We start from the raw sequence: 21,547 nt of genomic DNA on the forward strand, positions 1-21,547 counted from the left end.
GCGTTCAGGCCCCGTCGGGCGGCGGGGCGTCCCAGGCGTCGGCCAGCAGGCGCCGGGTGTCGGCGAGGAGCTGCGGCAGCACCTTGGTGTCGGCGATCACGGTGATGAAGTTGGCGTCCCCGGACCATCGCGGGACGACGTGCTGGTGGAGGTGGTCCGCCAACGAGCCGCCCGCCGGCGCCCCGAGGTTGAGGCCGACGTTGAAGGCGTGCGGCGTGCTGACCCCGCGGATGACCCGGATGGCCTGCTGGGTCATCGACATGAGCTCCCCGGACTCGTCGGGGGTGAGCTCGTCGAGCCCGGCGACGTGTCGGTAGGGCAGCACCATCAGGTGGCCGGGGTTGTAGGGGTGCAGGTTGAGCACGGCGTACGTCGCCTCGCCCCGCGCGACGACGAGGTTCTCCTCGTCGTCGCCGGTGGGGATCCGGCAGAACGGACAGCCGTCGGCCGTCGTGTCCGAGCGGACGTAGGCCATCCGGTACGGCGTCCAGAGTCGCTCGAGCCCGTCGTCGTCACCCATGCGGGCGATCCTAGGGTGGGCGCATGACGTCGATCCGACCGGCCGCTGCCGGGGACATGGCAGCGGTGGCCGACCTGTGGCACGAGGGCTGGCACTCCGGTCATGCCGGCCACGTGCCCGACGGGCTCACCGCCGTCCGCACGCTGGAGGCGTTCCACGAGCGGACGCCGGCGCGGGTCGACGACACGACGGTGGCCGTCGGGGACGACGGCGAGCTGCTCGGGTTCGTGATGGTGGTGGACGACGAGGTGGAGCAGCTCTTCGTCTCGCCGGCGGCCCGCGGCAGCGGCGTGGCCGGTGTCCTGCTCGACGAGGCGGTGCGTCGGGTCGCAGCCGCCGGCCACCCCGTCGCCTGGCTGGCGGTCGTGGCCGGCAACGCGCGGGCGCGGCGGTTCTACGAGAAGCAGGGCTGGGTCGACGAGGGCGACCTCGCCTACGAGGTGACCGCGGCGGGGCGCACCTGGACCTCCCCGTGCCGGCGCTACACCACCAGGATCGCCGGCGCCGCGACCGTCGCACGGCCCATCCGCCGCGTCGCGGTGTTCTGTGCCTCCAGCCCGGGCGTCGATCCCGAGCTGTCGCGCCAGGTGTACGACGTCGGGCGAGGTCTGGCCGAGCGCGGCATCGGGCTGGTCTACGGCGGCGGTGGCCACGGGCTGATGCGCGAGGTGTCGCAGGGCGCGCTCGATGCCGGCGGTGAGGTGATCGGCGTGATCCCGCGCTCGATGGTCGAGCGCGAGTGGGGCCGTGACGACCTCACCGCACTGCACGTCGTGGACACCATGCACGAGCGCAAGGCCCTGATGGCCGAGCTCGCCGACGCGTTCCTCTGCCTCCCGGGCGGCCTGGGCACGCTCGAGGAGATCCTCGAGGTCTGGAGCTGGCGCTACATCGGCTTCAACGACGACCCGGTCGGCTTCCTCGACCTGGGCGGCACCTGGACGCCGTTCCTGCGGTCGCTGAGGGGCCTGGTCGACGCAGGCTTCATCCGTCCCGAGGTGCTCGACGACGTCGTCGTCGCCGACGACCTGGACGACGCCCTCACCGGGCTCGTCGCCCGGACGGGTGCCTCCTTCGGGGACAAACTGCGCGGCTGAGCGGCCCGGTCACGACGGGACCCGGACCACTCAGCCGCGGCTGCCTAGACCTGCTCGCGCGACCCGACGGCGGCCTGCACCCGCTCGATCGCCTCGGCCAGCGGCACACCGTTGTCCTGGCGGCCGTCGCGGTAGCGGAAGGAGACCGCACCCTTCTCGACGTCGTCGTTGCCGGCGATCATCATGAACGGCACCTTCTGCAGCTGCGCGTTGCGGATCTTCTTCTGCATCCGGTCGTCGGAGTCGTCGACCTCGACCCGCAGCCCGACCGCCCGCATCTGGCGCGCGACGTCGTGGAGGTAGTCCGCGAACGCCTCGGCGACCGGGATCGCCTGCACCTGGACGGGGGCGAGCCAGGGCGGGAAGGCGCCGGCGTAGTGCTCGACCAGCACGCCGAAGAACCGCTCCAGGGAGCCGAACTTCGCCGAGTGGATCATCACCGGCTGCTGGCGCGTGCCGTCGGCAGCCTGGAAGGCGAGCTCGAAGCCCTTCGGCTGGTTGAAGTCGTACTGGATGGTCGACATCTGCCAGGTCCGACCGATCGCGTCGCGCGCCTGCACCGAGATCTTCGGTCCGTAGAACGCCGCCCCGCCCGGGTCGGGCACCAGCTCGAGTCCGGAGTCGCGGGCGACGTCCTCGAGCACCTTCGTCGCGACCGCCCACTCCTCGTCCGTGCCCACGAACTTGTCGGGCTTGGAGTCGTCGCGGGTCGACAGCTCGAGGTAGAAGTCGTCGATCCCGAAGTCGCGCAGCAGCCCGAGCACGAACTCGAGCAGGTGCTCCACCTCCGCCGGCGCCTGCTCCGGGGTGACGTAGGAGTGGCTGTCGTCCTGGGTCAGCCCGCGCACCCGGGTCAGGCCGTGCACCACGCCGGACTTCTCGTAGCGGTAGACGCTCCCGAACTCGAACAGCCGCAGCGGCAGCTCGCGGTAGGACCGCCCGCGCGAGCGGAAGATCAGGTTGTGCATCGGGCAGTTCATCGCCTTGAGGTAGTAGTCCGAGCCCTCGAACTCCATCGGCGGGAACATCGTGTCCTTGTAGTAGGGCAGGTGTCCGGAGGTGTGGAAGAGCCCCTCCTTGCTGATGTGGGGGGTGCCGACGTACTCGAAGCCCTCCTCGATGTGGCGCTGGCGGACGTAGTCCTCCATCACCCGCTTGATCACCCCGCCCTTGGGGTGGAACACCGCGAGCCCGGAGCCGATCTCGTCGGGGAAGCTGAACAGGTCGAGCTCGCGCCCGAGCTTGCGGTGGTCACGCCGCTCGGCCTCCTCGATCCGGTGCAGGTGCTCCTCGAGCGCCTCCTTGGTCTCCCAGGCGGTGCCGTAGATGCGCTGGAGCTGCTTGTTCTTCTCGTCGCCGCGCCAGTACGCCGCCGCGGACCGCATCAGCTTGAACGCGGGGATCCGCTTGGTGGTCGGCAGGTGCGGACCGCGGCACAGGTCGGACCACTTCGCCTCGCCGTTGCGGCCGATGTTGTCGTAGATGGTGAGCTCGGCTCCCCCGACCTCGACGCTGGCTCCCTCGGTGTCGTCGGCGCCCGCGCCGCCCTTGAGGCCGATCAGCTCGATCTTGTAGGGCTCGTCCTGGAGCTCGTCGATGGCCGCGGCGTCGGTGGTGACCCGGCGCTCGAAGCGCTGGTTCTCCTTGACGATCTTGCGCATCGCGGACTCGATCTTCACCAGGTCCTCGGGCACGAACGGGGTCTCGACGTCGAAGTCGTAGTAGAAGCCGTTCTCCACCGGCGGGCCGATGCCGAGCCTGGCGTCGGGGAAGAGCTGCTGCACGGCCTGCGCCATCACGTGCGCGGTCGAGTGGCGCAGGATGTCGCGCCCGTCCTTGCTCGCGATGTCGACGCCCTCGACCTCGTCGCCGTCGGCGAGCTCGTGGGCGAGGTCCTTGAGGGAGCCGCCGATCCGGGCGGCGATGACGTCGCTGTCGTCGCGGAACAGCTCCCACGCCTTGGTGCCCGTCGTCAGGGTCTGCTCCTCGCGCTGGCCAGCGTGGATGCGGACGACCTTGATCTCGGACACTGCGGACTCCTTGCGTGAAGTCGGCCCGGAGTGCCCGGGCCGGACACCGGCGATGCTATCGGCCGGACCGGGGCGCCCTCACCCCGGTTTGCGCGTGCTGCCCGCGCCGTACGGCGATCAGCGGGCCGCGCGCTCGTCGACGATCCGCCGCATCTTGCCGACCGAGCGCTCCACCTGCGCGGGGTCGACGACGTCGACGGCCACCGTCACGCCGATGGAGGCCTTGACCAGCCGGCGCAGCTCGACGCCGGCCTCCTGCGCCGTCACGGCCTCGGCGGCCTCGCGGCGCTCGACCCGGACGGTCATCTCGTCGAGGTGGCCGCTGCGCGACAGCACGCACTGGAAGTGCGGCGACAGGGAGGTCAGCTGGGGCGAGCCGAGGATCAGCTCCTCGATCTGGGTCGGGAACAGGTTGACCCCACGCAGGATGATCATGTCGTCGGTGCGGCCGGTGATCTTCTCCATCCGCCGCATGGTCCGGGCGCTGCCGGGCAGGAGCCGGGTGAGGTCGCGGGTGCGGTAGCGGATCACCGGCATCGCCTGCTTGGTCAGCGAGGTGAACACCAGCTCGCCCTCCTCGCCGTCGGGCAGCACCTCGCCGGTGACCGGGTCGACGACCTCGGGGTAGAAGTGGTCCTCCCACACGTGCAGCCCGTCCTTGGTCTCGACGCACTCGTTGGCGACGCCGGGACCCATCACCTCGGAGAGCCCGTAGATGTCGACCGCGTGCATGTCGAGGCGCTCCTCCATCTCGCGACGCATGTCGTTGGTCCACGGCTCGGCGCCGAAGATCCCGACCTTGAGCGAGGTGGCGCGCGGGTCGATGCCCTGGCGCTCCATCTCGTTGACGATCGAGAGCATGTACGACGGCGTGACCATGATCAGGTCGGGCCGGAAGTCGGCGATCAGCTGGACCTGGCGCTCGGTCATCCCGCCGGAGACCGGCACCACCGTGCACCCCAGCTTCTCCGCGCCGTAGTGCGCACCGAGGCCGCCGGTGAACAGCCCGTAGCCGTACGCGTTGTGCAGCACGTGCCCCGCCCGGCCGCCCGACGCCCGGATGCTGCGCGCCACGACGGTGGCCCAGGTCTCGATGTCGTCGCGCGTGTAGCCGACCACCGTCGGCTTGCCGGTCGTGCCGCTGGAGGCATGGACGCGCACCACCTGCTCGCGCGGGACGGCGAACATCCCGAACGGGTAGTTGTCGCGCAGGTCGGCCTTGGCGGTGAACGGCAGCTTCGCGAGGTCGGCCAGCTCGCGGACGTCGCCGGGGTGCACACCCACCGCGTCCCACGCCGCGCGGTAGTGCGGCACGTTGGCGTAGGCGTGAGCCACCGACCAGCGCAGCCGCTCGGTCTGGAGGGCGCGCAGCTCGTCGATCGAGGCCGTCTCGATCGGCTCGAGGTCGCCGGGGCGGGGACTCAGGTCCTCCATGTCGACAGGCTAGCCATCGCCCCGCCAGCGCGCCTCAACCCTTGGTCGAGCCCAGAGTCAGGCCGGACACGAACTGCTTCTGCAGCGCGAAGAACACCACCAGCACCGGCAGCGCCACGATCACCGACCCGGCGGCGACCAGGTTGTTGTCGGTGAAGAACTGACCACGCAGGTTGTTGAGCGCGGAGGTCATCGGGAACTTGTCGCCCTGCTGGAGCAGCACCGTCGCCCAGAAGAACTCGTTGTAGACCCAGGTGAACTGCAACGTGGCCAGCGCGGCCAGGGCCGGGCGCACGAGCGGCATGGTGAGCTGCCAGTACTGACGCCACACGCTGGCCCCGTCGAGCTCGGCCGACTCGTAGATCTCGTGGGGCAACGTCTTCATGTAGTTGCTGAGCACGAAGGTGCAGAACCCCAGCTGGAACGCGGTGTTGACCAGGATCAGCGACCAGAAGCTGTTGAGCATGGACCCCGAGTCGCTCATGAACATCGGCAGCGGGATCTCGCGGAACATCCGGAACACCGGGATCAGCAGCGCCTGCGGGGGCAGCAGGTTGGCGGCCAGGAAGACCCCGAGCAGGGTCAGGTTGAACCGGTAGCTGAAGCGGGCCAGCACGAACGCCACCATCGAGGCGAGCCACAGTGTGAGCAGCACCGCCGGGATGGTGATGAGCATCGAGTTCTTGAAGTGCAGGCCGAAGTCGCCCTGCGCCCACGCCTGTCGGTAGTTGTCGAGCGTCCACCCGCCGGAGGAGAGATAGCCGTTGGTCTGGGTGTAGCCGTAGTCGCGGAACGAGTTGACCAGCGCCCACGCCAGGGGGAACACCCAGGCGAGCGCGAGCAGCGCGACGATCACCGTGATCACCACGCCCCGCGGGCGGCTCATGACGCCACCCTCGATGCGCTTGGGCGGCTTCAGGCGGTCCACGGTCTCCGGTGGGACGGTCGGGACCAGGACCGCGTCGTGGCTGCTCATCGCTGACGCTCCTCTCGGAAGACGATGCGCAGGTAGATGGTGATGAACACCGACGAGATCAGCATCATGATCACGGCCAGTGCCGAGCCGAACCCGTAGCGGGTGGCCTCGCCGATGACGTTCTGGCTGACCAGGGCGGCGATGATCTCGAGCCCGTTGCGGCCCTTGTTGATCACCCACACCAGGTCGAAGGCACGCAGGGACTCGATCACCACGATGACGAGCACGATCAGGTTGATCGGTCGCATCACCGGGAAGATCACGTGGAAGAACGTGCGGACCTCACTGGCGCCGTCGACCGCGGCCGCCTCGCGCAGCGTCCCGTCGACGCCCTTCAGGCCCGCGAGGTAGAGCAGCATGATGTAGCCGGTGTGGCGCCACGACGTCGCGATGAGCACCGCCCAGAGGTTGATGTTGGGGTCGCCGTACCAGTCGACCTCGCTGTGGAAGACCTGGTTGATCAGGCCCTGGTCGCGCGAGTAGAAGAGCTGCCAGATGAAGCCGATCAGGGCCAGCGAGAGCACGACGGGCATGTAGAACGCGGTCTGGTAGAGCCGACCGCCCTTCATGTCACGGTCGAGGATCACCGCCAGCAGCATCCCCAGCAGGGTCGGGAAGATGAACAAGAAGAGCAACCAGATCAGGTTGTGCCGGATCGCCGGCCAGAACGGCGGGTAGATCGTGACGACGTCCTGGTAGTTCTGGAAGCCGACCCACTCGATCGTGTCCAGCCCGCCGAACCCGTTCCACTTCGTGAACGAGAGCAGCACCGAGCCGACGGCCGGCAGCCACACGAGGGCGACGACCAGGAACGTCGGGATCGCCACCATGGCGATGACCACGAGCCGGTCGCGGGTGGGGAGCTTCTTCGCCCGGCCCTGCCGGGGCGCCTGCGACGCGGCCTTCGCGGGCCGCGTCGCGTCGTCGGTGCTGCGGGTGTCGGTGGTGGACATGGCTCAGCCGAGGATCGAGTTGGCCTGCTCCTGGATGCTGGCCGTGATCTTGTCGATGTCGTCGGGGCTCTTCAGGAACTCCTGGATCGACGGGATCATCACGGTGCTGGCGAAGTCGGCGTTCGTGTCGCGGTCCATGAACTGCGCGATGTTGGCCGCGGCCCCCACGACCTCGGCCGACTTCTTCTGCAGGTCGCTGTAGGTCGAGGTGCTGGCGCCGGAGTTGGCGGCGATGAACGGCGCCTCGGCCGCCTCGTTGCCCGCATCGGCAGCGGCAGCGCTGCCGAGCCACTTGATCATCTCCTTCGCGGCGTCCTGGTTCTTCCCGGCGGCCGCGACGCAGAAGCCGTCGATGGGGGCGTCGAGGGAGTCGGCGGGGATGCTGTCGTCGAGCTGCGGGAAGGTGAAGAAGTCGAGGTCGTCGCCGCTCTCGTCGAGCGCGTCGACCACGAAGGTGCCGAGGAGGTACATCCCGCAGTCACCGTTGCCCATCGAGGTCGCGGCCTCCTGCCAGGTGCGGCCCAGGGGGTCCTCCTGGTGGTAGGGCAGCAGCGACTTCCAGGTCTCGAAGACCAGCTTGACCTCGTCGCCGTCCCACTTCTCCTCGCCCGCCATCAGGCCCATGTGGAAGTCGAAGCCGTTCAGACGCATGTTGAGGATGTCGAAGGTGCCCATGGCCGGCCACCCGTCCTTGTCGCCGAAGGCGAACGGGGTGATGCCCTTGCCCTGCATGTCGTCCATGAGCGACATGAAGTCGTCCTTGCTCTCCGGGGCCGCCCAGCCGTTCTTCTCGAAGACGGACTTCCGGTAGAAGACCGCCCACGGGTAGTAGCTGATCGGCACGAAGTACTGCTTGCCGTCGGAGGCCGTGGCGGCCTGCTTGAAGGAGTCACCCAGCCCGTCGATCGGCCACTGGTCGCTGACGTCGGTGATCAGCCCCGACTCGGCGAACTGCGACATGCGGAAGCCGGCGAACCACGTGAACACGTCGTCCGGGGTGCCCTGGAGGTAGGTGTTGATGCTCTCCTGGAACGTGTTGTGGTCGACGGCGTTGAGCGAGACCTTGGTGTCGGTCTTCGCGGTGTAGGCGTCCGCGATCGCCTTCAGCCGGTCGTACGCCGGGCCCGAGCCCTGCGCCTCGTTGATGCCGAACTTCACGGTGGCCCCGGAGCCGGAGGAGGCGCCGCCACCGTCGTCGCCACAGGCGGCGAGGAGGCCGGAGCCGCCCACGGCGAGGCCGCTGAGGGCCATGCCACGGAGCACGGAACGTCGGGTCGCGGACATGGTCGCGATGGTGGAGCGAGGCACGGAGGTGCCGCCGAGGGCACCGGTCGAGCGGGGTCGGGACACAAGAGCCTCCAAGACACAGAATCAAACAGGGACCGACAGCATGTGACGTCAGCCACACCCTCGTCAAGGATCTGGGGGGCACTTGTGACCGAATTTCAACAATTTCCAACGAAAGTCGACTCCGGTCCGTTGACTTGTGATGCGATGCTCGTCACAGTTCTGGGCATGCCGACACCACTTCCGCCCCTCGCCTTCGGCGGCGACTACAACCCCGAGCAGTGGCCCGCCGAGGTCCAGGCCGAGGACCGCAGGCTGATGGGCGAGGCCCGCGTCAACCTGGCCACCGTCGGCGTCTTCTCGTGGGCCTTCCTCCAGCCCGCACCGGACCGCTGGGACTTCGGCTGGCTGGACGAGCAGCTTGACGAGCTGCACGCCGCCGGCGTGCGCGTCGACCTGGCCACCGCGACCGCCTCTCCCCCGCCGTGGCTGACGCACCGGCACCCCGAGGTGCTGCCGGTCACCATGGACGGGCGCACGCTGTCCCCCGGCGCCCGGCAGGGGTTCTGCCCCAGCTCGCCGGTCTTCCGCGAGCACGCCCTGACCCTGTGCCGCGCCATGGCCGAGCGCTACGCCGACCACCCCGCCCTCGCCCTGTGGCACGTGTCCAACGAGCTCGGCTGCCACAACGCGCGCTGCTACTGCGACGTCAGCGCAGCGGCGTACCGCGACTGGCTCCGGCGCCGCTACGACGACGACGTCGACCGCCTCAACCACGCGTGGGGCACGGCCTTCTGGTCGCAGCGGTACGGCGACTTCGAGCAGGTGCTGCCGCCGCGGGCCGCACCGGCCTGGGCCAACCCGACCCAGCAGCTCGACTTCCTGCGCTTCTCCTCCGACCAGCTGCTCGACAACTTCATCGCCGAGCGCGACGTGCTGCACGAGGTGTCGCCGGGCGTGCCCGTGACGACCAACTTCATGGTGATGAAGCACCAGTTCGAGATGGACTACCTGCGCTGGGGCCGTGAGGTCGACGTCGTCTCCAACGACCACTACCTGCTGGGTGACCTGGCCCACCCCCACCACGAGCTCGCGTTCAGCGCCGACCTCACCCGGGGCACCGCCGGCGGAAGGCCGTGGCTGCTGATGGAGCACTCCACCAGCGCCGTCAACTGGCAGCCGCGCAACCTGGCCAAGCGGCCCGGGGAGATGGCCCGCTCGAGCGTGGCCCACGTGGCCCGTGGCGCCGACGCCGTGCTCTTCTTCCAGTGGCGGGCCTCCCGAGCCGGCGCCGAGAAGTTCCACTCGGGCCTGGTGCCGCACGCCGGCACGGACAGCCGCCTGTGGCGCGAGGTCTGCGAGCTCGGGCGGCTGCTCGAGGCGGCGCAGGAGGTCAACGGCAGCGTCGCGCGCAACCGCGCCGCGATCCTCTTCGACTGGGACGCGTGGTGGGGCGCCGAGCTCGACTCGCACCCCAGCGTCGACGTGCGCTACCGCGACCGCGCCGAGGACTTCCACCGGGCGCTGACCGCGCTCGGTGTCGGCGTCGACGTCGTCCACCCGACCACCGACCTGAGCGGCTACGACCTCGTGGTGGTGCCGACGCTCTACCTCGTCACCGACGAGACGGCCGCGGCCGTGTCCGCGGCGGCGAGCGCCGGGGCGACGGTCGTCGTCAGCTACTTCAGCGGCATCGTGGACGAGAACGACCACGTCCGGTTGAGTGGCTACCCCGGCGCGTTCCGCGACCTGCTGGGCGTGCGCGCGACCGAGTTCCTGCCGCTCGCGCAGGGCGAGGAGGTCCGCGTGGAGGGCCTCGGCGACGACGGCGTGGCCGCCGACACCTGGTCGGAGGACCTCGAGCTCGCCGGCGCGAGCGCCGTGGCGACGTACGCGGACGGCCCCGCGGCGGGCCTGCCCGCGGTGACGCGCCAGGAGGTCGGGGACGGCGCCGCGTGGTACGTCGCCACGCGCCTGTCCCCCGACGGCACGGACCGCCTCGTCGCCCGCCTGGTCGAGGAGTCCGGCGTCGAGCGGCTGGCCGGGGCCGGGCCGGACGTCGAGGTCGTCCGCCGCGCCGGTGACGACGCGTCGTGGCTCTTCGTCATCAACCACGGTGACGACGAGGCGCGCGTGCCGGTCCGGGGCACCGACCTCGGCACCGGGTCCCGCGTCGAGCAGGAGCTCGTGGTCGCGGGCGGCGGCGTCGCCATCGTCCGGGAGGGTGAGGGCTGATGCTGGCCGCGCAGCGCCGGAGCATGATCCTGGCCGAGCTCGAACGGGGCGGCACCGTGCGGGTCACGGACCTGGTGGAGCTGCTGGGCGTCTCGGACATGACGGTGCGGCGCGACCTCGTCACTCTCCACCGCGAGGGGCTGCTCGAGAAGGTGCACGGCGGGGCGCTCGCCGTCGCCGAGCCCTCCAGCTCCGAGCCGGGCTTCGCCGCCAAGTCGGTGCAACGGCTCCGCGAGAAGCAGGCGATCGCGGCGCGGGCCGCCGAGCTGGTGCACGCCGGGATGGCCATCGCGGTCTCGGCGGGGACGACCACGCACGCGCTCGCCGAGCACCTCACCAAGATCCCCAACCTGACGGTCGTCACCAACTCGGTGTGGGTGGCCGACCTCCTGCACAGTGCCGGGGACAGCACCACCTCCGTGCTGCTCACCGGCGGCCTCCGCACCCCCTCGGACGCGCTCGTCGGACCGGTCGCCGTGTCCTCGCTGCGCAGCCTGCACGTCGACGCCTTCTTCATGGGCGTGCACGGCATGGACCTCCGGGCCGGGTTCAGCACGCCCAACCTGCTCGAGTCGGAGACCAACCGCGCGATGATCGAGCGCTCGCGTCGCCTGATCGTGTGCGCCGACTCCAGCAAGTGGGGCGTCGTCGGGCTGAGCAGCATGGCGGGTCTCTCGGAGGCCTCCGTGCTGGTGACCGACTCGGGCATCTCCGCCCAGGCCAGCGGCGTGCTGGCCGACCACGTCGGCGAGCTGGTGCTGGTCGACGCGGCGGGCACCGAGCTCGCGGAAGCCGAGGACGTCTGAGCCGTGGCCAGCCCCTCGCCGTACACCCCCGTCCACCTGCGCCGCGCCGGCGTGAGCCTGCTCCTCGCCCCGGACGACGCCGGTCGCCCCGTGCTCCTCCACTGGGGAGCCGACCTCGGCGACCTCGCCAGGGATGCCGTCGACGGACTGCTCGAGGCGCGTCGACCCGGCGTGTCCCGTTCGTCCTACGACGCGCCGCGCACCACCGGTCTGCTGCCGGAGTCGGCCCTCGGCTTCGCCGGCACACCAGCCCTCGAGGGGCACCGCACCGGCGGTGCCGCGACGGCCACGACTCCGAGGCTCGCGGACTGGTCCGTCGACGTCGAGGACGTGCCGGGAGCGGACGCGGCCGTGCGGCTCGACGCGGTCGACGAGGAGGCCGGGTGGGCCGTGTCGGTCGACCTGGTGCTCAGCGTCGCCGGCCTCGTCCGCATGCGCACCTCGGTGACCAACACGCTCGACGGGCACCTCCACCTCGGCGGCGTGCGCAACGCGCTCCCCGTGGGGGCGCACGCCTGCGAGCTGCTCGACCTCACCGGCCGCTGGTGCAAGGAGCGCTCCCCGCAGCGCCACCCGTGGGTCCAGGGCACCCACCGTCGCGACGGGCGGCACGGCCGCACCGGCCACGACGCCACCCTGCTGATGGTGGCGGGCACGCCCGGGTTCGGGTTTTCCGCCGGTGAGGTGTGGTCGGTCCACACCGCGTGGAGCGGCGACCACACGACGTACGCCGAACGCACCGCGGAGGGCGAGTGCCTGCTCGGAGGCGGCGAGCTGCTCGCCCCGGGCGAGGTGGAGCTGGCGCGCGACGAGACCTACCGCAGCCCGTGGCTGCTCGGCTCGTGGTCCGACGCGGGGCTCGACCCGGTGAGCCACCGGCTGCACGCCCACCTCCGCGCGGGGTCGCCGCGGGCGCGTGGCGAGCGACCGGTCGTGGCCAACACCTGGGAGGCGGTCTACTTCGACCACGACCTGGGGCGCCTGAGCGAGCTGGCCGAGGTCGCCGCCCGCGTCGGGGTGGAACGGTTCGTCCTCGACGACGGCTGGTTCCCCGCACGACGACACGACCGTGCAGGGCTCGGCGACTGGGTGGTGGACCGCGAGGTCTGGCCGGACGGGCTGCACCCGCTGGTCGACCGCGTGGGCGAGCTGGGCATGCAGTTCGGCCTGTGGGTCGAGCCCGAGATGGTCAACGAGGACTCCGAGCTCGCCCGCACCCACCCCGAGCGGGTGCTCCGCGGTCGGTCCGAGCTCCCGCCGCACTGGCGCGGGCAACAGGTCCTCGACCTGCAGGACGACGACGCCCGCACCGAGCTCCGCGAGGCCCTCCTCGCGCTGCTGGACGAGTACGACATCGCCTACCTCAAGTGGGACCACAACCGCGACCTCACCGACGTGACCCACGACGGACGCCCCGCGGTCCACGGGCAGACCCTCGCCGCCTACCGGCTGCTGGACGAGCTCCGGGACGCACACCCCGCGCTCGAGATCGAGTCGTGCTCGTCGGGCGGCGCGCGGGTCGACGCGGAGGTCCTCCGGCACACCGACCGCATCTGGCCCAGCGACACCATCGACCCGCTCGAGCGACAGCACCTCCAGCGGTGGACCTCGCTGCTCGTCCCCCCGGAGCTGATCGGGTCGCACGTCGGCGGCGCCACGTCGCACACGACCGGTCGCACCCACGCGCTGCGCTACCGCGCTGCCACGGCCCTGCTCTACTCCTTAGGTCTGGAGTGCGACCTGACGCGCCTCGACGAGACCGAGGTCGCCGAGCTGACGTCCTGGATCGACCTGCACAAGCGGGTGCGTCCGCTGCTGTCGACCGGCACCCTGGTGCACCCCGACCACGCCGATCCGGCCGTCCTCGTCACCGGCGTCGTCGCGCACGACCGGTCGGAGGCGTGGTTCGTCGTGGCCACGGTCGCCGCGACGTCGACCCAGCACCCTGCGCACCTGCGGCTGAGCGGACTCGACCCCGACCGGACCTACCGGCTCGTCGAGGAGCTCGCACCGGCCGCCGGAGGCGCCGACCTCACCGACCGGTGGCGGGCCGGCGAGGGGCAGCTCGTCACCGGCCGCTCGCTGGAGCGCGCCGGGGTGGCGTTGCCGGTGCTGTGGCCCGAGGACGCGCGGGTGCTGCACGTCGTCAGCGCCTGACGACGGCTCACGGCATCGCGAGCAGCGACTCAATCCGTTCGATCGACTCGGGCGTGGTGGTGTGCACCACCGCGTGCCAACCGGCCGCACGGGCGGCTGAGACGTTCTCGTCGACGTCGTCGAGGAACACGACCTCCTCGGGGTCGACACCGAGCCGTCGGCGGCGAGCGCGAAGATGCGTGGGTCGGGCTTGGCGAGGCCGACCTCGTGCGAGTAGACGATGTCGTCGGTGACCGCCTCGAAGCCGTGGTGCCGCTCGCGCTCGCGGGCGCCCGGCCCGGAGTTGGACAGGATGCCGGTCCGACGACGCGGGCGCTGCGCGGCGAACCAGTCGAACAGGGTCCGGTCCAGCGTGCCGACGTACCACCGCCACATGTCGCGCGACATCGCCTCGACCGTCTCGTCGTCCACCGCGAGGAGCCGCTTCCACTCGGCGTACATCTCCTGCTCGGTGATCGCGCCGACCGCTCCCCGGCGGGCGAGCGGCAGCAGCAGCGAGTCGAGCTCCGCGCCCGAGAGTCCCAGCCGGACGGGCCAGGGACCGGGGAACACCGAGTCGTCGACCTGCTCGAGCACTCCCCCGATGTCGAGGACCACCGCACGGATAAGCATGTCCCCATCCTGCCTCCCCCGCGGCTCGGTCCTGTGCCATGCTGGTGGGCGGAGAGGGACCCGGATGGACACCAACCCCGCCCACAAGACGTGCTCCTTCTGTGGAGTGCAGGGCACCGCCGACACCACCTTCGCGGGTGGGCTCGGCGCGATGATGTGCGCCGACTGCGTGGACTTCTTCCACGACAAGCTCAGCTCGGAGGAGGGCCTGCGGTCCATCTCGCTGCGCTCGCGGTCGCAGATGCCGTGGGACGAGATGTCGGACACCGAGGTGCTGGCGAAGCTGCCCATGATCGCGGCCACCTCGGCCCAGGTGTCGGCGTTCCTCGTCGACTGGGTGCAGATCGCCCGCGGACGCGGACTGTCGTGGACCGAGATCGGGCACGCCCTCGGGGTGTCGCGCCAAGCGGCCTGGGAGCGCTTCTCGAGGTCGAAGCCACCGAACGCGGGCGCCTCGGCCTGACCGGACCGGGTGGTCGGGAGGTGCGGGTTGGGTCAACCCCCGTCCGACCCAACCCACGTCCCGAGCCGGCACGAACGCCGACGTACGTCAAGGATACCCTGACGAACGGCGTTCATGCGCCGATCGCGACCTCGCCGGTCTGGACGCGCCACAGCGCGGCGTAGGCGCCGTCCAGCGCGAGCAGCTCGTCGTGGGTCCCGTCCTCGGTCACCCGGCCGGCGTCGAGCACCCAGATGCGGTGGGAATGACGGACGGTCGAGAGCCGGTGCGCGACCACCAGGGCCGTGCAGCTGGCGGTCGCCTGGCGCAGCGAGGTCTGGATGGCGGCCTCGGTCTCGTTGTCGACCGCACTGGTGGCCTCGTCCAGGACGAGGACGGCCGGGTCACGGAGCAGCGCACGGGCGAGGGCGAGCCGCTGGCGCTGGCCGCCGGAGAGGGTGACGCCACGCTCGCCGACCCACGCGTCGAGGCCGTCGGGCAGTGCCTCGATGAAGTCGAGGGCCGCGGCGGCCTCGGCCGCCGCGCGGACCTGCTCGCGGGTCGCGTCGGGACGGCCGTAGGCGATGTTGTCCGCGATCGAGCCGGCGAACATGAAGACGTCCTGGGCGACGTAGCCCATCGACCCGCGCAGCGAGTCCCAGTCGAGCTCGCGCACGTCCTGCCCGTCGAAGAGCACCTCGCCCGAGCGCGGGTCGTCGAAGCGCAGCACCAGCCGCAGCAGGGACGACTTCCCGGAGCCGGTGGCGCCGACGACCGCGTGCGTCTCGCCGGCCGGGACGACGAGGTCGACACCGTGGAGGACGTCCGGCCCGTCGGCGTACCCCGCCCTGACTCCCCGGAGCTCGATCCGGCCCGACACCGGACGCGCGAGCGCGGTGTCACCCGCCTTGACCGAGACGGGCTCCTCGAGCAGTCCGAGGATGCGCGCGGCGGAGGCGCGGCCGCGCTGGTAGAGGTCGAGCACCTCGGCGACGTCGGTCAGCGGCCACAGCAGGCGCTGGGTCATGAAGACGAGCACGGAGTAGAGCCCGACCTCGAGGTCGCCGCGCAGCGTCGCCCAGCCGCCGAGCAGGAGGGTGCAGGTGAAGCCCGCGAGGATCGCCATCCGCACCAGCGGCACGAACGCGGCCGACGAGCGGATGGCGTTGGTGTTGGCGTCGCGATAGGCCTGCGAGACGGCGGCCACCCGGTCGCGCTCACGGTCCTCCGCGGTGAACGACTTGATGGTGGCGATGCCGGCGAGGTTGGCGCTCAGGGTGCCTGACAGGTCCGCGACGGCCGCGCGGACCTTGACGTACAGCGGCTCGAGCCGCTTCTGGAAGACCAGCGAGCCGACGACGATCAGCGGGATCGGCAGGAAGGCGAGCACCAGCAGCTGGCCGGACGCCACGGCGAACACGCCGCCGACCAGCAGCACGTTGAGCACCGTCTGCAGGATCGCCGGGGCTCCGATGTCGAGGAACCGCTCGAGCTGGTTGACGTCGTCGTTGAGCGTGGCCAGCGTGGAGCCGGCCGGGCGGGACTCGTGCCACCCGAGGTCGAGGTGCTGCACGTGGTCGTAGGCCTCCACGCGCAGGTCGTGCTCGACGCCCTGCGCCAGGCCCCGCCACAGCACGCTGGCGACGTACTCCGAGCCCGACTCGATGATCCACACCACGACGTTGATCACCGCGATCCAGCCGAGCTGGGCGTAGCGCGACTCCACGCCGAGGACCTCGCCGACGAACGAGGCGTCGCCGCGTACGACGACGTCGACCGCTGCTCCGATCAGCAGCTCGGGCATGACGTCGGCGACCTTGTTGACGGTCGAGGACACGACGGCGCCGACGAAGCGGGCGCGGTAGGCGCGGTAGCGCTGCCAGAGTGCGCGCAGCGGCTGGTCGGCGTCGTGGGTGAGTGCCTGGGACACGTGGCTCCTCATGGTGATGGCGGAGCCCCTAGGTTAGGTGAGCCTTACCCGCGACCGGACATCGGCGCCGACACGTGCGATCGGCTCGCTGAGGTCAGTGCGCGCCCTGCAGGTTGAGCACGACGACCCCGGCGATGATCATCGTCAGGGCCGCGACCTTGACGGCGTTGAGCGACTCCCCCAGCCACAGTGCGCCGATCACCGCCACCGCGGCCGTGCCGAGGCCGGCCCAGATCGCGTAGGCCGTGGAGACGGGCATCTGCCGCACGACGACGGCGAGCAGCCAGATCGACACCGCATAGCCGCCGATGACGAAGGCCGTCCAGAGGGGATCGCGGAAGCCCTGAGCGCGCGGGAGGGCAGCGCTGGCGGCGACCTCTGCGGCGATGGCGGCCATCAGGATTCCGAAAGCGGCGTACATGAGGCTGGTCCTTGTCGTTGATGTAGCAGGTGCTACAGCAACAACTGTAGCATCTGCTACATTCCCGTCGTGCCTCACGAACCGGACCGCCGCGAGGTGTGGACCCGCGAGGCGACGGACTATGCGCTCCAGGAGGGCCTGATCGGCCTGAGCCTGCGACCGCTCGCCGCGTCGCTCGGCACCAGCGACCGGATGCTGCTCTACCACTTCGGCACCAAGGACGACCTGGTCGCGGCGATCCTGCGGGAGTCCAACGACCGTGCCGTGGACGGCATCGGCGCCATGCCTCCCTCGGAAGACCTGCACGCCGCCGTGCACGACCTCTGGTCGGCTCTCGGCTCGCCCGCGCTCGAGCCCTGCACGCGGGTGTACGTCGAGGCCGCGGCGCTCGGTCTCCTGGGCCGCGAGCCCTACGCCACCGTCGTCCGCCAAGCCAACGAGGTCTGGGCGAAGGCGCTCGTCGCCCACCTCACGCGGTCCGGGGTCGCGCGGCCGCTGGCCAGGAGGGCCGCGACGATCATCGACGCTGCGTTCATGGGCTTCCAGCTCGACGCACCGCTCGTCGGGCCCGCCGCGCGCAGGCGGGCCGTGGGCGATCTCGCCGATGCGGTGGCGGCGCTGGCGGGGTGAACGTCGCTCACGGCGCGCGACGGCCTAGGGTGGGCGCCGTCCAACCGCTTCGGAGAAGCCGGTGAGAATCCGGCGCTGTCGCGCAACCGTGTGTCCCTCGAGGACGAGTCGGGTCGCCGTGCGGGTGGACGTCCACTGCCGCTGTCGCGTGAACAGGGTCCGGACACGGTGATCGCCCCGGCGGGTCCCCGCGTCTCGCCCGCGCGGAAAGGATCCCGATGAGCCACCCACTGCACCCCGAGACGCACGCCGCGCGTACGGCGACGCGCGAGCGCTGCCAGGACTTCCTCTCCGACCGACTGGTCGAGGAGCTCGCGCAGCTGTGGGAGCGCGACGCGCGTCCCGGCGCGGGCGAGCGCCCCGGTCTGGCCGCGCAGGTCGCCGTGCTCGACGACCTGGTCACGACCCTCGACCGGGGCGAGCTGCCGGCGCCCGCCGACCTGCGGATCCTGCTGTTCGCCTACGGTCGGCACCCGGCGTACGACCCGGGGTGGGCCTTGCTGGCGAACGCCTGACGAACGCCTGACCTGGCATCGACGCCGGCCGTCACCGGTGGTCGAGCGAGGGAGTGCTGAGGAACCACCCGTACGGCGTCAGGGTGCCCATCACGCCTCCTGGCGGGTGTAGTCGAGGACGACGACGCCGGAGTCGAACTGACGGACCTCGTCCAGGTGGAGGCCGCGTGGCCCGGCGGCCGAGTCGCCGAAGAGCGGGACGCCGGCGCCCATGGCGACGGGGTTGACCTTGAGGACGAGTCGGTCGATCTCGCCGACCAGCTGGGCAGCAAGGGCTCCGCCTCCGCACAGCCAGATGCCCGACCCCTTCTCACCCTTGAGCTCTCGCACCACGTCGACGGGCGTCTCGGCGGTGACCTCCACGTCACCGCCGGCATCTGCAGCGGTCCTCGTCCGCGAGAACACGATCTGGCGGGTGTGCGGGTACGGGTCCCTGGTGTGCTCGAACCCTGCCGCGTAGGTGTGCCACCCCATCAGCGTGGTGTCGAACCGCGACCCGTCGGCCGTCACCCCCAGGGCGGCGAGCGCCACGTCTGGCAACGTGTCGGGGTAGTCCTGACAGATCCACTCGATGTGGTCGCCCGCGCTGGCGAACGCGGTCGTGTCGCCGTCGGTCCCAGCGATGAACCCGTCGACCGAGGTCGCCACGTAGTACGTCAGCTCGCGCATCGTCGTCTCCAATCACTACATTTGTTGTGGTCAGAAAGTTACAACGGCTGTAGTGGTTTGTCTAAAGTGGGGTCGTGGCACGCAACGAGGCTCGACGGACGGACCTGGCCGACATCGCGATCGGCGTCCTGGCGCGCGAGGGATCGCGAGGACTCACCCATCGCGCGGTCGACCGCGCCAGCGGCTCGCCCCTCGGCACCACCTCCAACTACTTCCGCACCCGCGCCGAGCTGGTGGCCGGACTCGCGGACCGCATCATCGAGCGCCTCACCCCCGTGCCCGAGTCGTTGGCCGCGCTCGCGGGAGCGGCCCCCGGACCCGAGTCCTTCGCCGCGCACATCCGCGACATCGTGCGCCGCCTGACCGCCGACCCGGACGTCACGATCGCCTGGTTCGAGCTCCGGCTGGAAGCCGCCCGGTCGCCCGAGATCGCGGCCGTCGTGGGCAGCGTGCTGCGCGACGGGTTCGCGGCCGACATCGCCTACAACGCGACTGCCGGCCTACCCGGCGGGCCGAGCGAGATCGCCCTGTTCCACTACGCGGTCGACGGCCTGGTCCTCGACCGCCTGACCGAGTCGATCGACCCCGACACCCCGACCGACGACGTCGTCGCCGCACTGGTGGCGGGACTGCTGCCGACCGACTAGCCGTCCGACGAGCTGCGGACCGATCACGCGACGTCGCACGGCACGACCAGGACCACGCTCAGATCTCGGACTGCACCCCGGCGAGGAGCTGGCGCGCCATCACGATCCGCTGGACCTGGTTGGTGCCCTCGTAGATCTGGGTGATCTTGGCGTCGCGCATCATCCGCTCGACCGGGTAGTCGCGGGTGTAGCCGTAGCCGCCGAGGGCCTGGATGGCGTTCAGCGTGACCTCCATGGCCACGTCGGAGGCGAAGCACTTGGCGGCGGCACCGAAGAACGTCAGGTCCTTGTCGCCGCGCTCGGAGCGACCGGCGGCGGCGTAGGTCATCTGGCGGGCGGCCTCCACCTTCATGCCCATGTCGGCCAGCATGAACTGCAGGCCCTGCTGGTCGGCGATCGGCTTGCCGAACTGGATGCGCTCCTGCACATAGCCCAGTGCGTAGTCCAGCGCGCCCTGGGCGACGCCGACGGCCTGCGCGGCGATCGTGACGCGGGTGTGGTCGAGGGTCCTCATCGCGATCTCGAAGCCCTGCCCCTCGGCCCCGATGAGGCGGTCGGCGGGGATCCGGACGTTGTCGAGGTAGACCTCGCGTGTGGGCGAGCCCTTGATGCCGAGCTTCTTCTCCGGGGCGCCGAAGGACACGCCCTCGTCGGACTTCTCCACGACGAAGGCGGAGATGCCCTTGGTGCGCAGCGTCGGGTCGGTCACCGCGAGCGTGGTGTAGAACTCCGAGACGCCGGCGTTGCTGATCCAGCGCTTCACGCCGTTGAGGACGTAGTGGTCGCCGTCGCGCACGGCCGTCGTCTTCTGGTTGGCAGCATCGGACCCGGCGTCGGGCTCGGAGAGGCAGTAGGAGAAGCCGCCCTCGCCGGCGGCGAGCTTCGTGAGGTACGTCGCCTTGAGCTCCTCGGACCCGCCGATCATCACGGGCAGCGAGCCGAGCTTGTTGACCGCCGGGATCAGGCTGGAGGAGACGCACGCGCGGGCGACCTCCTCGATCACGATCACGGTCGCGAGGGCGTCGGCCCCGGCACCGCCGTACTCCTCGGGCACGTGCGGGGCGTGGAAGTCGGCGGCCTGCAGGGCGTCGTGCGCCTCCTGCGGGTAGCGCGCCTCCTCGTCCACCTCCGCGGCGTACGGCGCGACCTTGGCGTCGCAGATCGCGCGGACGGCCTCGCGGACGGCCCGGTGCTCCTCGGGGAGGGAGTAGGCGTCGAAGTCGGGGTTGCTCATGGGGGATCTCCTGGGACTGGGTGCTGGAGGTGGGACGTCAGTAGGTGTAGAAACCGCGGCCGGTCTTGCGGCCGAGCAGGCCGGCGTCGACCATCCGGTTGAGCAGCGGCGGGGCGGCGTACAGCGGCTCCTTGAACTCCTCGTAGAGCGACTCGGCGACGGCCTTGGTGGTGTCGAGGCCGATCAGGTCGGCCAGCGCGAGCGGGCCCTGCGGGTGGGCGGCCCCGAGGACGAGGCCGCGGTCGATGTCCTCGGCGGTGGCGAACCCCGACTCGAGCATCCGGATCGCCGAGAGCACGAACGGGATCAGCAGCGCGTTGACGACGAAGCCGGCGCGGTCCTGGGAGTCGATCGCCTTCTTGCCCAGCGTGTCCTCGACGAAGGAGCGGGCCTGCGCGGTGACGTCGGGCGAGGTCAGCAGGGACGGGACGAGCTCCACGAGCGGCAGCACCGGCACGGGGTTGAAGAAGTGGATGCCGATCACGCTGGCCGGGCGGTCGGTGACCACGCCCAGCTTCATGATCGGGATCGAGGAGGTGTTGGACGCGAGGATCGCCTCGGGCGACTCGACGACCTTGTCGAGGGTCGCGAACAGCTCGGTCTTGGCGGTCTCGTCCTCGACGATCGCCTCGATGACCAGGTCACGGTCCGCGAGCGCGTCGAGGTCGGTGACGAGCCGGATCCGGTCGAGCACCGCGGCCGCCGAGTCGATCTTGCCCTTGGCCTCGGCCCGATTGAGCGAGGACTCGAGCCGCGCGCGCCCCGCGTCCGCGGCCGCGGTCGACGACTCGGCCACCACCACGTCCAGGCCGGCGCGCGCCGAGACCTCGGCGATGCCGGCTCCCATCAGGCCACACCCGACGACACCCACCTGACGCATGGACACACTCCTTGGGACTCCGTGATGGAACTCAGTGTTGCTGCTACGGTACTGAGTACCGTACCAAGGAGA

20 protein-coding genes are annotated in these 21,547 nt (G+C 70.8%); 8 read left to right on the forward strand and 12 right to left on the reverse strand.

Going from position 1 to position 21,547, the window contains the following annotated elements:
* Window positions 1–4: 4 nt before the first annotated feature.
* Window positions 5–520: an HIT family protein gene (locus tag C7S10_RS16320; protein ID WP_108345499.1), complete on the reverse strand. Its 516-nt coding sequence runs from the start codon at window positions 518–520 to the stop codon at window positions 5–7.
* Window positions 521–543: 23 nt separating this feature from the next.
* On the opposite strand from C7S10_RS16320, the gene C7S10_RS22875 reads away from it, so the two are divergent.
* Window positions 544–1,617 (forward strand): TIGR00730 family Rossman fold protein, encoded by a 1,074-nt coding sequence (locus C7S10_RS22875; RefSeq protein WP_243395425.1) that lies wholly within the window; start codon window positions 544–546, stop codon window positions 1,615–1,617.
* A gap of 44 nt (window positions 1,618–1,661) precedes the next feature.
* Here C7S10_RS22875 and thrS read toward each other — a convergent pair whose 3' ends face one another.
* From thrS to C7S10_RS16355, 5 genes are all read right to left on the reverse strand, one after another.
* Window positions 1,662–3,647, reverse strand: coding sequence for a threonine--tRNA ligase (gene thrS, locus C7S10_RS16335; protein ID WP_108345500.1), 1,986 nt, complete (start codon window positions 3,645–3,647; stop codon window positions 1,662–1,664).
* Between the two features lie 117 nt (window positions 3,648–3,764).
* Entirely contained in the window at window positions 3,765–5,081 is a 1,317-nt protein-coding gene (paaK, locus tag C7S10_RS16340) for a phenylacetate--CoA ligase PaaK (RefSeq protein WP_108345501.1), read from the reverse strand.
* Between the two features lie 34 nt (window positions 5,082–5,115).
* Entirely contained in the window at window positions 5,116–6,057 is a 942-nt protein-coding gene (locus C7S10_RS16345) for a carbohydrate ABC transporter permease (RefSeq protein ID WP_207769412.1), read from the reverse strand.
* Complete coding sequence (locus C7S10_RS16350) at window positions 6,054–7,010, reverse strand: carbohydrate ABC transporter permease (RefSeq protein WP_108345502.1); 957 nt, start codon at window positions 7,008–7,010, stop codon at window positions 6,054–6,056. Before C7S10_RS16350 ends, C7S10_RS16345 begins: the two co-directional genes overlap by 4 nt.
* 3 nt (window positions 7,011–7,013) lie before the next feature.
* Window positions 7,014–8,294 carry an ABC transporter substrate-binding protein gene (locus C7S10_RS16355; RefSeq protein ID WP_108345589.1) on the reverse strand — a complete coding sequence of 427 codons (1,281 nt, stop codon included), beginning with the start codon at window positions 8,292–8,294 and terminating at the stop codon, window positions 7,014–7,016.
* Window positions 8,295–8,525: 231 nt separating this feature from the next.
* Here C7S10_RS16355 and C7S10_RS16360 point away from each other — a divergent pair, with 231 nt between their 5' ends.
* Genes C7S10_RS16360 through C7S10_RS16370 form a run of 3 tightly spaced genes read left to right on the forward strand, consistent with a single transcriptional unit; the run spans window position 8,526 to window position 13,495 of the window.
* Complete coding sequence (locus C7S10_RS16360; RefSeq protein WP_108345503.1) at window positions 8,526–10,532, forward strand: beta-galactosidase; 2,007 nt, start codon at window positions 8,526–8,528, stop codon at window positions 10,530–10,532.
* On the forward strand, window positions 10,532–11,338 hold the full coding sequence (locus C7S10_RS16365) for a DeoR/GlpR family DNA-binding transcription regulator (RefSeq protein WP_108345504.1): 807 nt from the start codon (window positions 10,532–10,534) through the stop codon (window positions 11,336–11,338). The genes C7S10_RS16360 and C7S10_RS16365 overlap by 1 nt, the downstream gene beginning before the upstream one ends.
* A 3-nt stretch (window positions 11,339–11,341) precedes the next feature.
* Window positions 11,342–13,495 carry an alpha-galactosidase gene (locus tag C7S10_RS16370; RefSeq protein ID WP_108345505.1) on the forward strand — a complete coding sequence of 718 codons (2,154 nt, stop codon included), beginning with the start codon at window positions 11,342–11,344 and terminating at the stop codon, window positions 13,493–13,495.
* Window positions 13,496–13,502: 7 nt separating this feature from the next.
* On the opposite strand, the gene C7S10_RS23020 is transcribed toward C7S10_RS16370, so the two are convergent.
* The gene (locus tag C7S10_RS23020) at window positions 13,503–13,625 is read right to left on the reverse strand and encodes a hypothetical protein (RefSeq protein ID WP_279303175.1); all 123 of its coding nucleotides are present in this window, start codon (window positions 13,623–13,625) and stop codon (window positions 13,503–13,505) included.
* Window positions 13,626–14,171: 546 nt separating this feature from the next.
* Between C7S10_RS23020 and C7S10_RS16375 the strand changes: the two genes are divergently transcribed.
* Entirely contained in the window at window positions 14,172–14,570 is a 399-nt protein-coding gene (locus C7S10_RS16375; RefSeq protein WP_108345506.1) for a hypothetical protein, read from the forward strand.
* A gap of 112 nt (window positions 14,571–14,682) precedes the next feature.
* On the opposite strand, the gene C7S10_RS16380 is transcribed toward C7S10_RS16375, so the two are convergent.
* Complete coding sequence (locus C7S10_RS16380; protein WP_243395426.1) at window positions 14,683–16,479, reverse strand: ABC transporter ATP-binding protein; 1,797 nt, start codon at window positions 16,477–16,479, stop codon at window positions 14,683–14,685.
* Between the two features lie 94 nt (window positions 16,480–16,573).
* On the reverse strand, window positions 16,574–16,900 hold the full coding sequence (locus C7S10_RS16385) for a DMT family transporter (RefSeq protein ID WP_108345508.1): 327 nt from the start codon (window positions 16,898–16,900) through the stop codon (window positions 16,574–16,576).
* 69 nt (window positions 16,901–16,969) lie between these two features.
* Between C7S10_RS16385 and C7S10_RS16390 the strand changes: the two genes are divergently transcribed.
* Window positions 16,970–17,530: a TetR/AcrR family transcriptional regulator gene (locus C7S10_RS16390; protein WP_243395427.1), complete on the forward strand. Its 561-nt coding sequence runs from the start codon at window positions 16,970–16,972 to the stop codon at window positions 17,528–17,530.
* Window positions 17,531–17,748: 218 nt separating this feature from the next.
* Window positions 17,749–18,045, forward strand: coding sequence for a hypothetical protein (locus C7S10_RS16395; RefSeq protein WP_108345510.1), 297 nt, complete (start codon window positions 17,749–17,751; stop codon window positions 18,043–18,045).
* A gap of 90 nt (window positions 18,046–18,135) precedes the next feature.
* Here the strand turns inward: C7S10_RS16395 and C7S10_RS16400 are convergent, their stop codons facing one another.
* Window positions 18,136–18,714, reverse strand: a complete 579-nt coding sequence (locus C7S10_RS16400; protein WP_108345511.1) for a dihydrofolate reductase family protein — start codon at window positions 18,712–18,714, stop codon at window positions 18,136–18,138.
* A gap of 74 nt (window positions 18,715–18,788) precedes the next feature.
* Here C7S10_RS16400 and C7S10_RS16405 point away from each other — a divergent pair, with 74 nt between their 5' ends.
* A complete protein-coding gene (locus C7S10_RS16405; protein ID WP_108345512.1) occupies window positions 18,789–19,361 on the forward strand; it encodes a TetR/AcrR family transcriptional regulator in 573 nt (190 codons plus the stop codon).
* Between the two features lie 58 nt (window positions 19,362–19,419).
* On the opposite strand, the gene C7S10_RS16410 is transcribed toward C7S10_RS16405, so the two are convergent.
* Both C7S10_RS16410 and C7S10_RS16415 read right to left on the reverse strand, forming a co-directional pair.
* The gene (locus tag C7S10_RS16410; protein ID WP_108345513.1) at window positions 19,420–20,595 is read right to left on the reverse strand and encodes an acyl-CoA dehydrogenase family protein; all 1,176 of its coding nucleotides are present in this window, start codon (window positions 20,593–20,595) and stop codon (window positions 19,420–19,422) included.
* 37 nt (window positions 20,596–20,632) lie between these two features.
* Complete coding sequence (locus C7S10_RS16415) at window positions 20,633–21,475, reverse strand: 3-hydroxybutyryl-CoA dehydrogenase (protein ID WP_108345514.1); 843 nt, start codon at window positions 21,473–21,475, stop codon at window positions 20,633–20,635.
* Window positions 21,476–21,547 lie beyond the last annotated feature (72 nt).

Origin of the sequence: Nocardioides currus, from assembly GCF_003057875.1 — a bacterium.
Taxonomy (GTDB): Bacteria; Actinomycetota; Actinomycetes; order Propionibacteriales; family Nocardioidaceae; genus Nocardioides; species Nocardioides currus.

What these genes read in the sequence shown, in the direction of transcription:
- C7S10_RS16350 (WP_108345502.1), bottom strand. Translation starts at nt 7,010, where the DNA reads ATGTCCACCACCGACACCCGCAGCACCGACGACGCGACGCGGCCCGCG.
- C7S10_RS16355 (WP_108345589.1), bottom strand. Translation starts at nt 8,294, where the DNA reads ATGTCCGCGACCCGACGTTCCGTGCTCCGTGGCATGGCCCTCAGCGGC.
- C7S10_RS16395 (WP_108345510.1), top strand. Translation starts at nt 17,749, where the DNA reads ATGAGCCACCCACTGCACCCCGAGACGCACGCCGCGCGTACGGCGACG.
- C7S10_RS16385 (WP_108345508.1), bottom strand. Translation starts at nt 16,900, where the DNA reads ATGTACGCCGCTTTCGGAATCCTGATGGCCGCCATCGCCGCAGAGGTC.
- C7S10_RS16345 (WP_207769412.1), bottom strand. Translation starts at nt 6,057, where the DNA reads ATGAGCAGCCACGACGCGGTCCTGGTCCCGACCGTCCCACCGGAGACC.
- C7S10_RS16320 (WP_108345499.1), bottom strand. Translation starts at nt 520, where the DNA reads ATGGGTGACGACGACGGGCTCGAGCGACTCTGGACGCCGTACCGGATG.
- C7S10_RS22875 (WP_243395425.1), top strand. Translation starts at nt 544, where the DNA reads ATGACGTCGATCCGACCGGCCGCTGCCGGGGACATGGCAGCGGTGGCC.
- paaK (WP_108345501.1), bottom strand. Translation starts at nt 5,081, where the DNA reads ATGGAGGACCTGAGTCCCCGCCCCGGCGACCTCGAGCCGATCGAGACG.
- C7S10_RS16415 (WP_108345514.1), bottom strand. Translation starts at nt 21,475, where the DNA reads ATGCGTCAGGTGGGTGTCGTCGGGTGTGGCCTGATGGGAGCCGGCATC.
- C7S10_RS16360 (WP_108345503.1), top strand. Translation starts at nt 8,526, where the DNA reads ATGCCGACACCACTTCCGCCCCTCGCCTTCGGCGGCGACTACAACCCC.
- C7S10_RS16400 (WP_108345511.1), bottom strand. Translation starts at nt 18,714, where the DNA reads ATGCGCGAGCTGACGTACTACGTGGCGACCTCGGTCGACGGGTTCATC.
- C7S10_RS16365 (WP_108345504.1), top strand. Translation starts at nt 10,532, where the DNA reads ATGCTGGCCGCGCAGCGCCGGAGCATGATCCTGGCCGAGCTCGAACGG.
- C7S10_RS16375 (WP_108345506.1), top strand. Translation starts at nt 14,172, where the DNA reads ATGGACACCAACCCCGCCCACAAGACGTGCTCCTTCTGTGGAGTGCAG.
- C7S10_RS16410 (WP_108345513.1), bottom strand. Translation starts at nt 20,595, where the DNA reads ATGAGCAACCCCGACTTCGACGCCTACTCCCTCCCCGAGGAGCACCGG.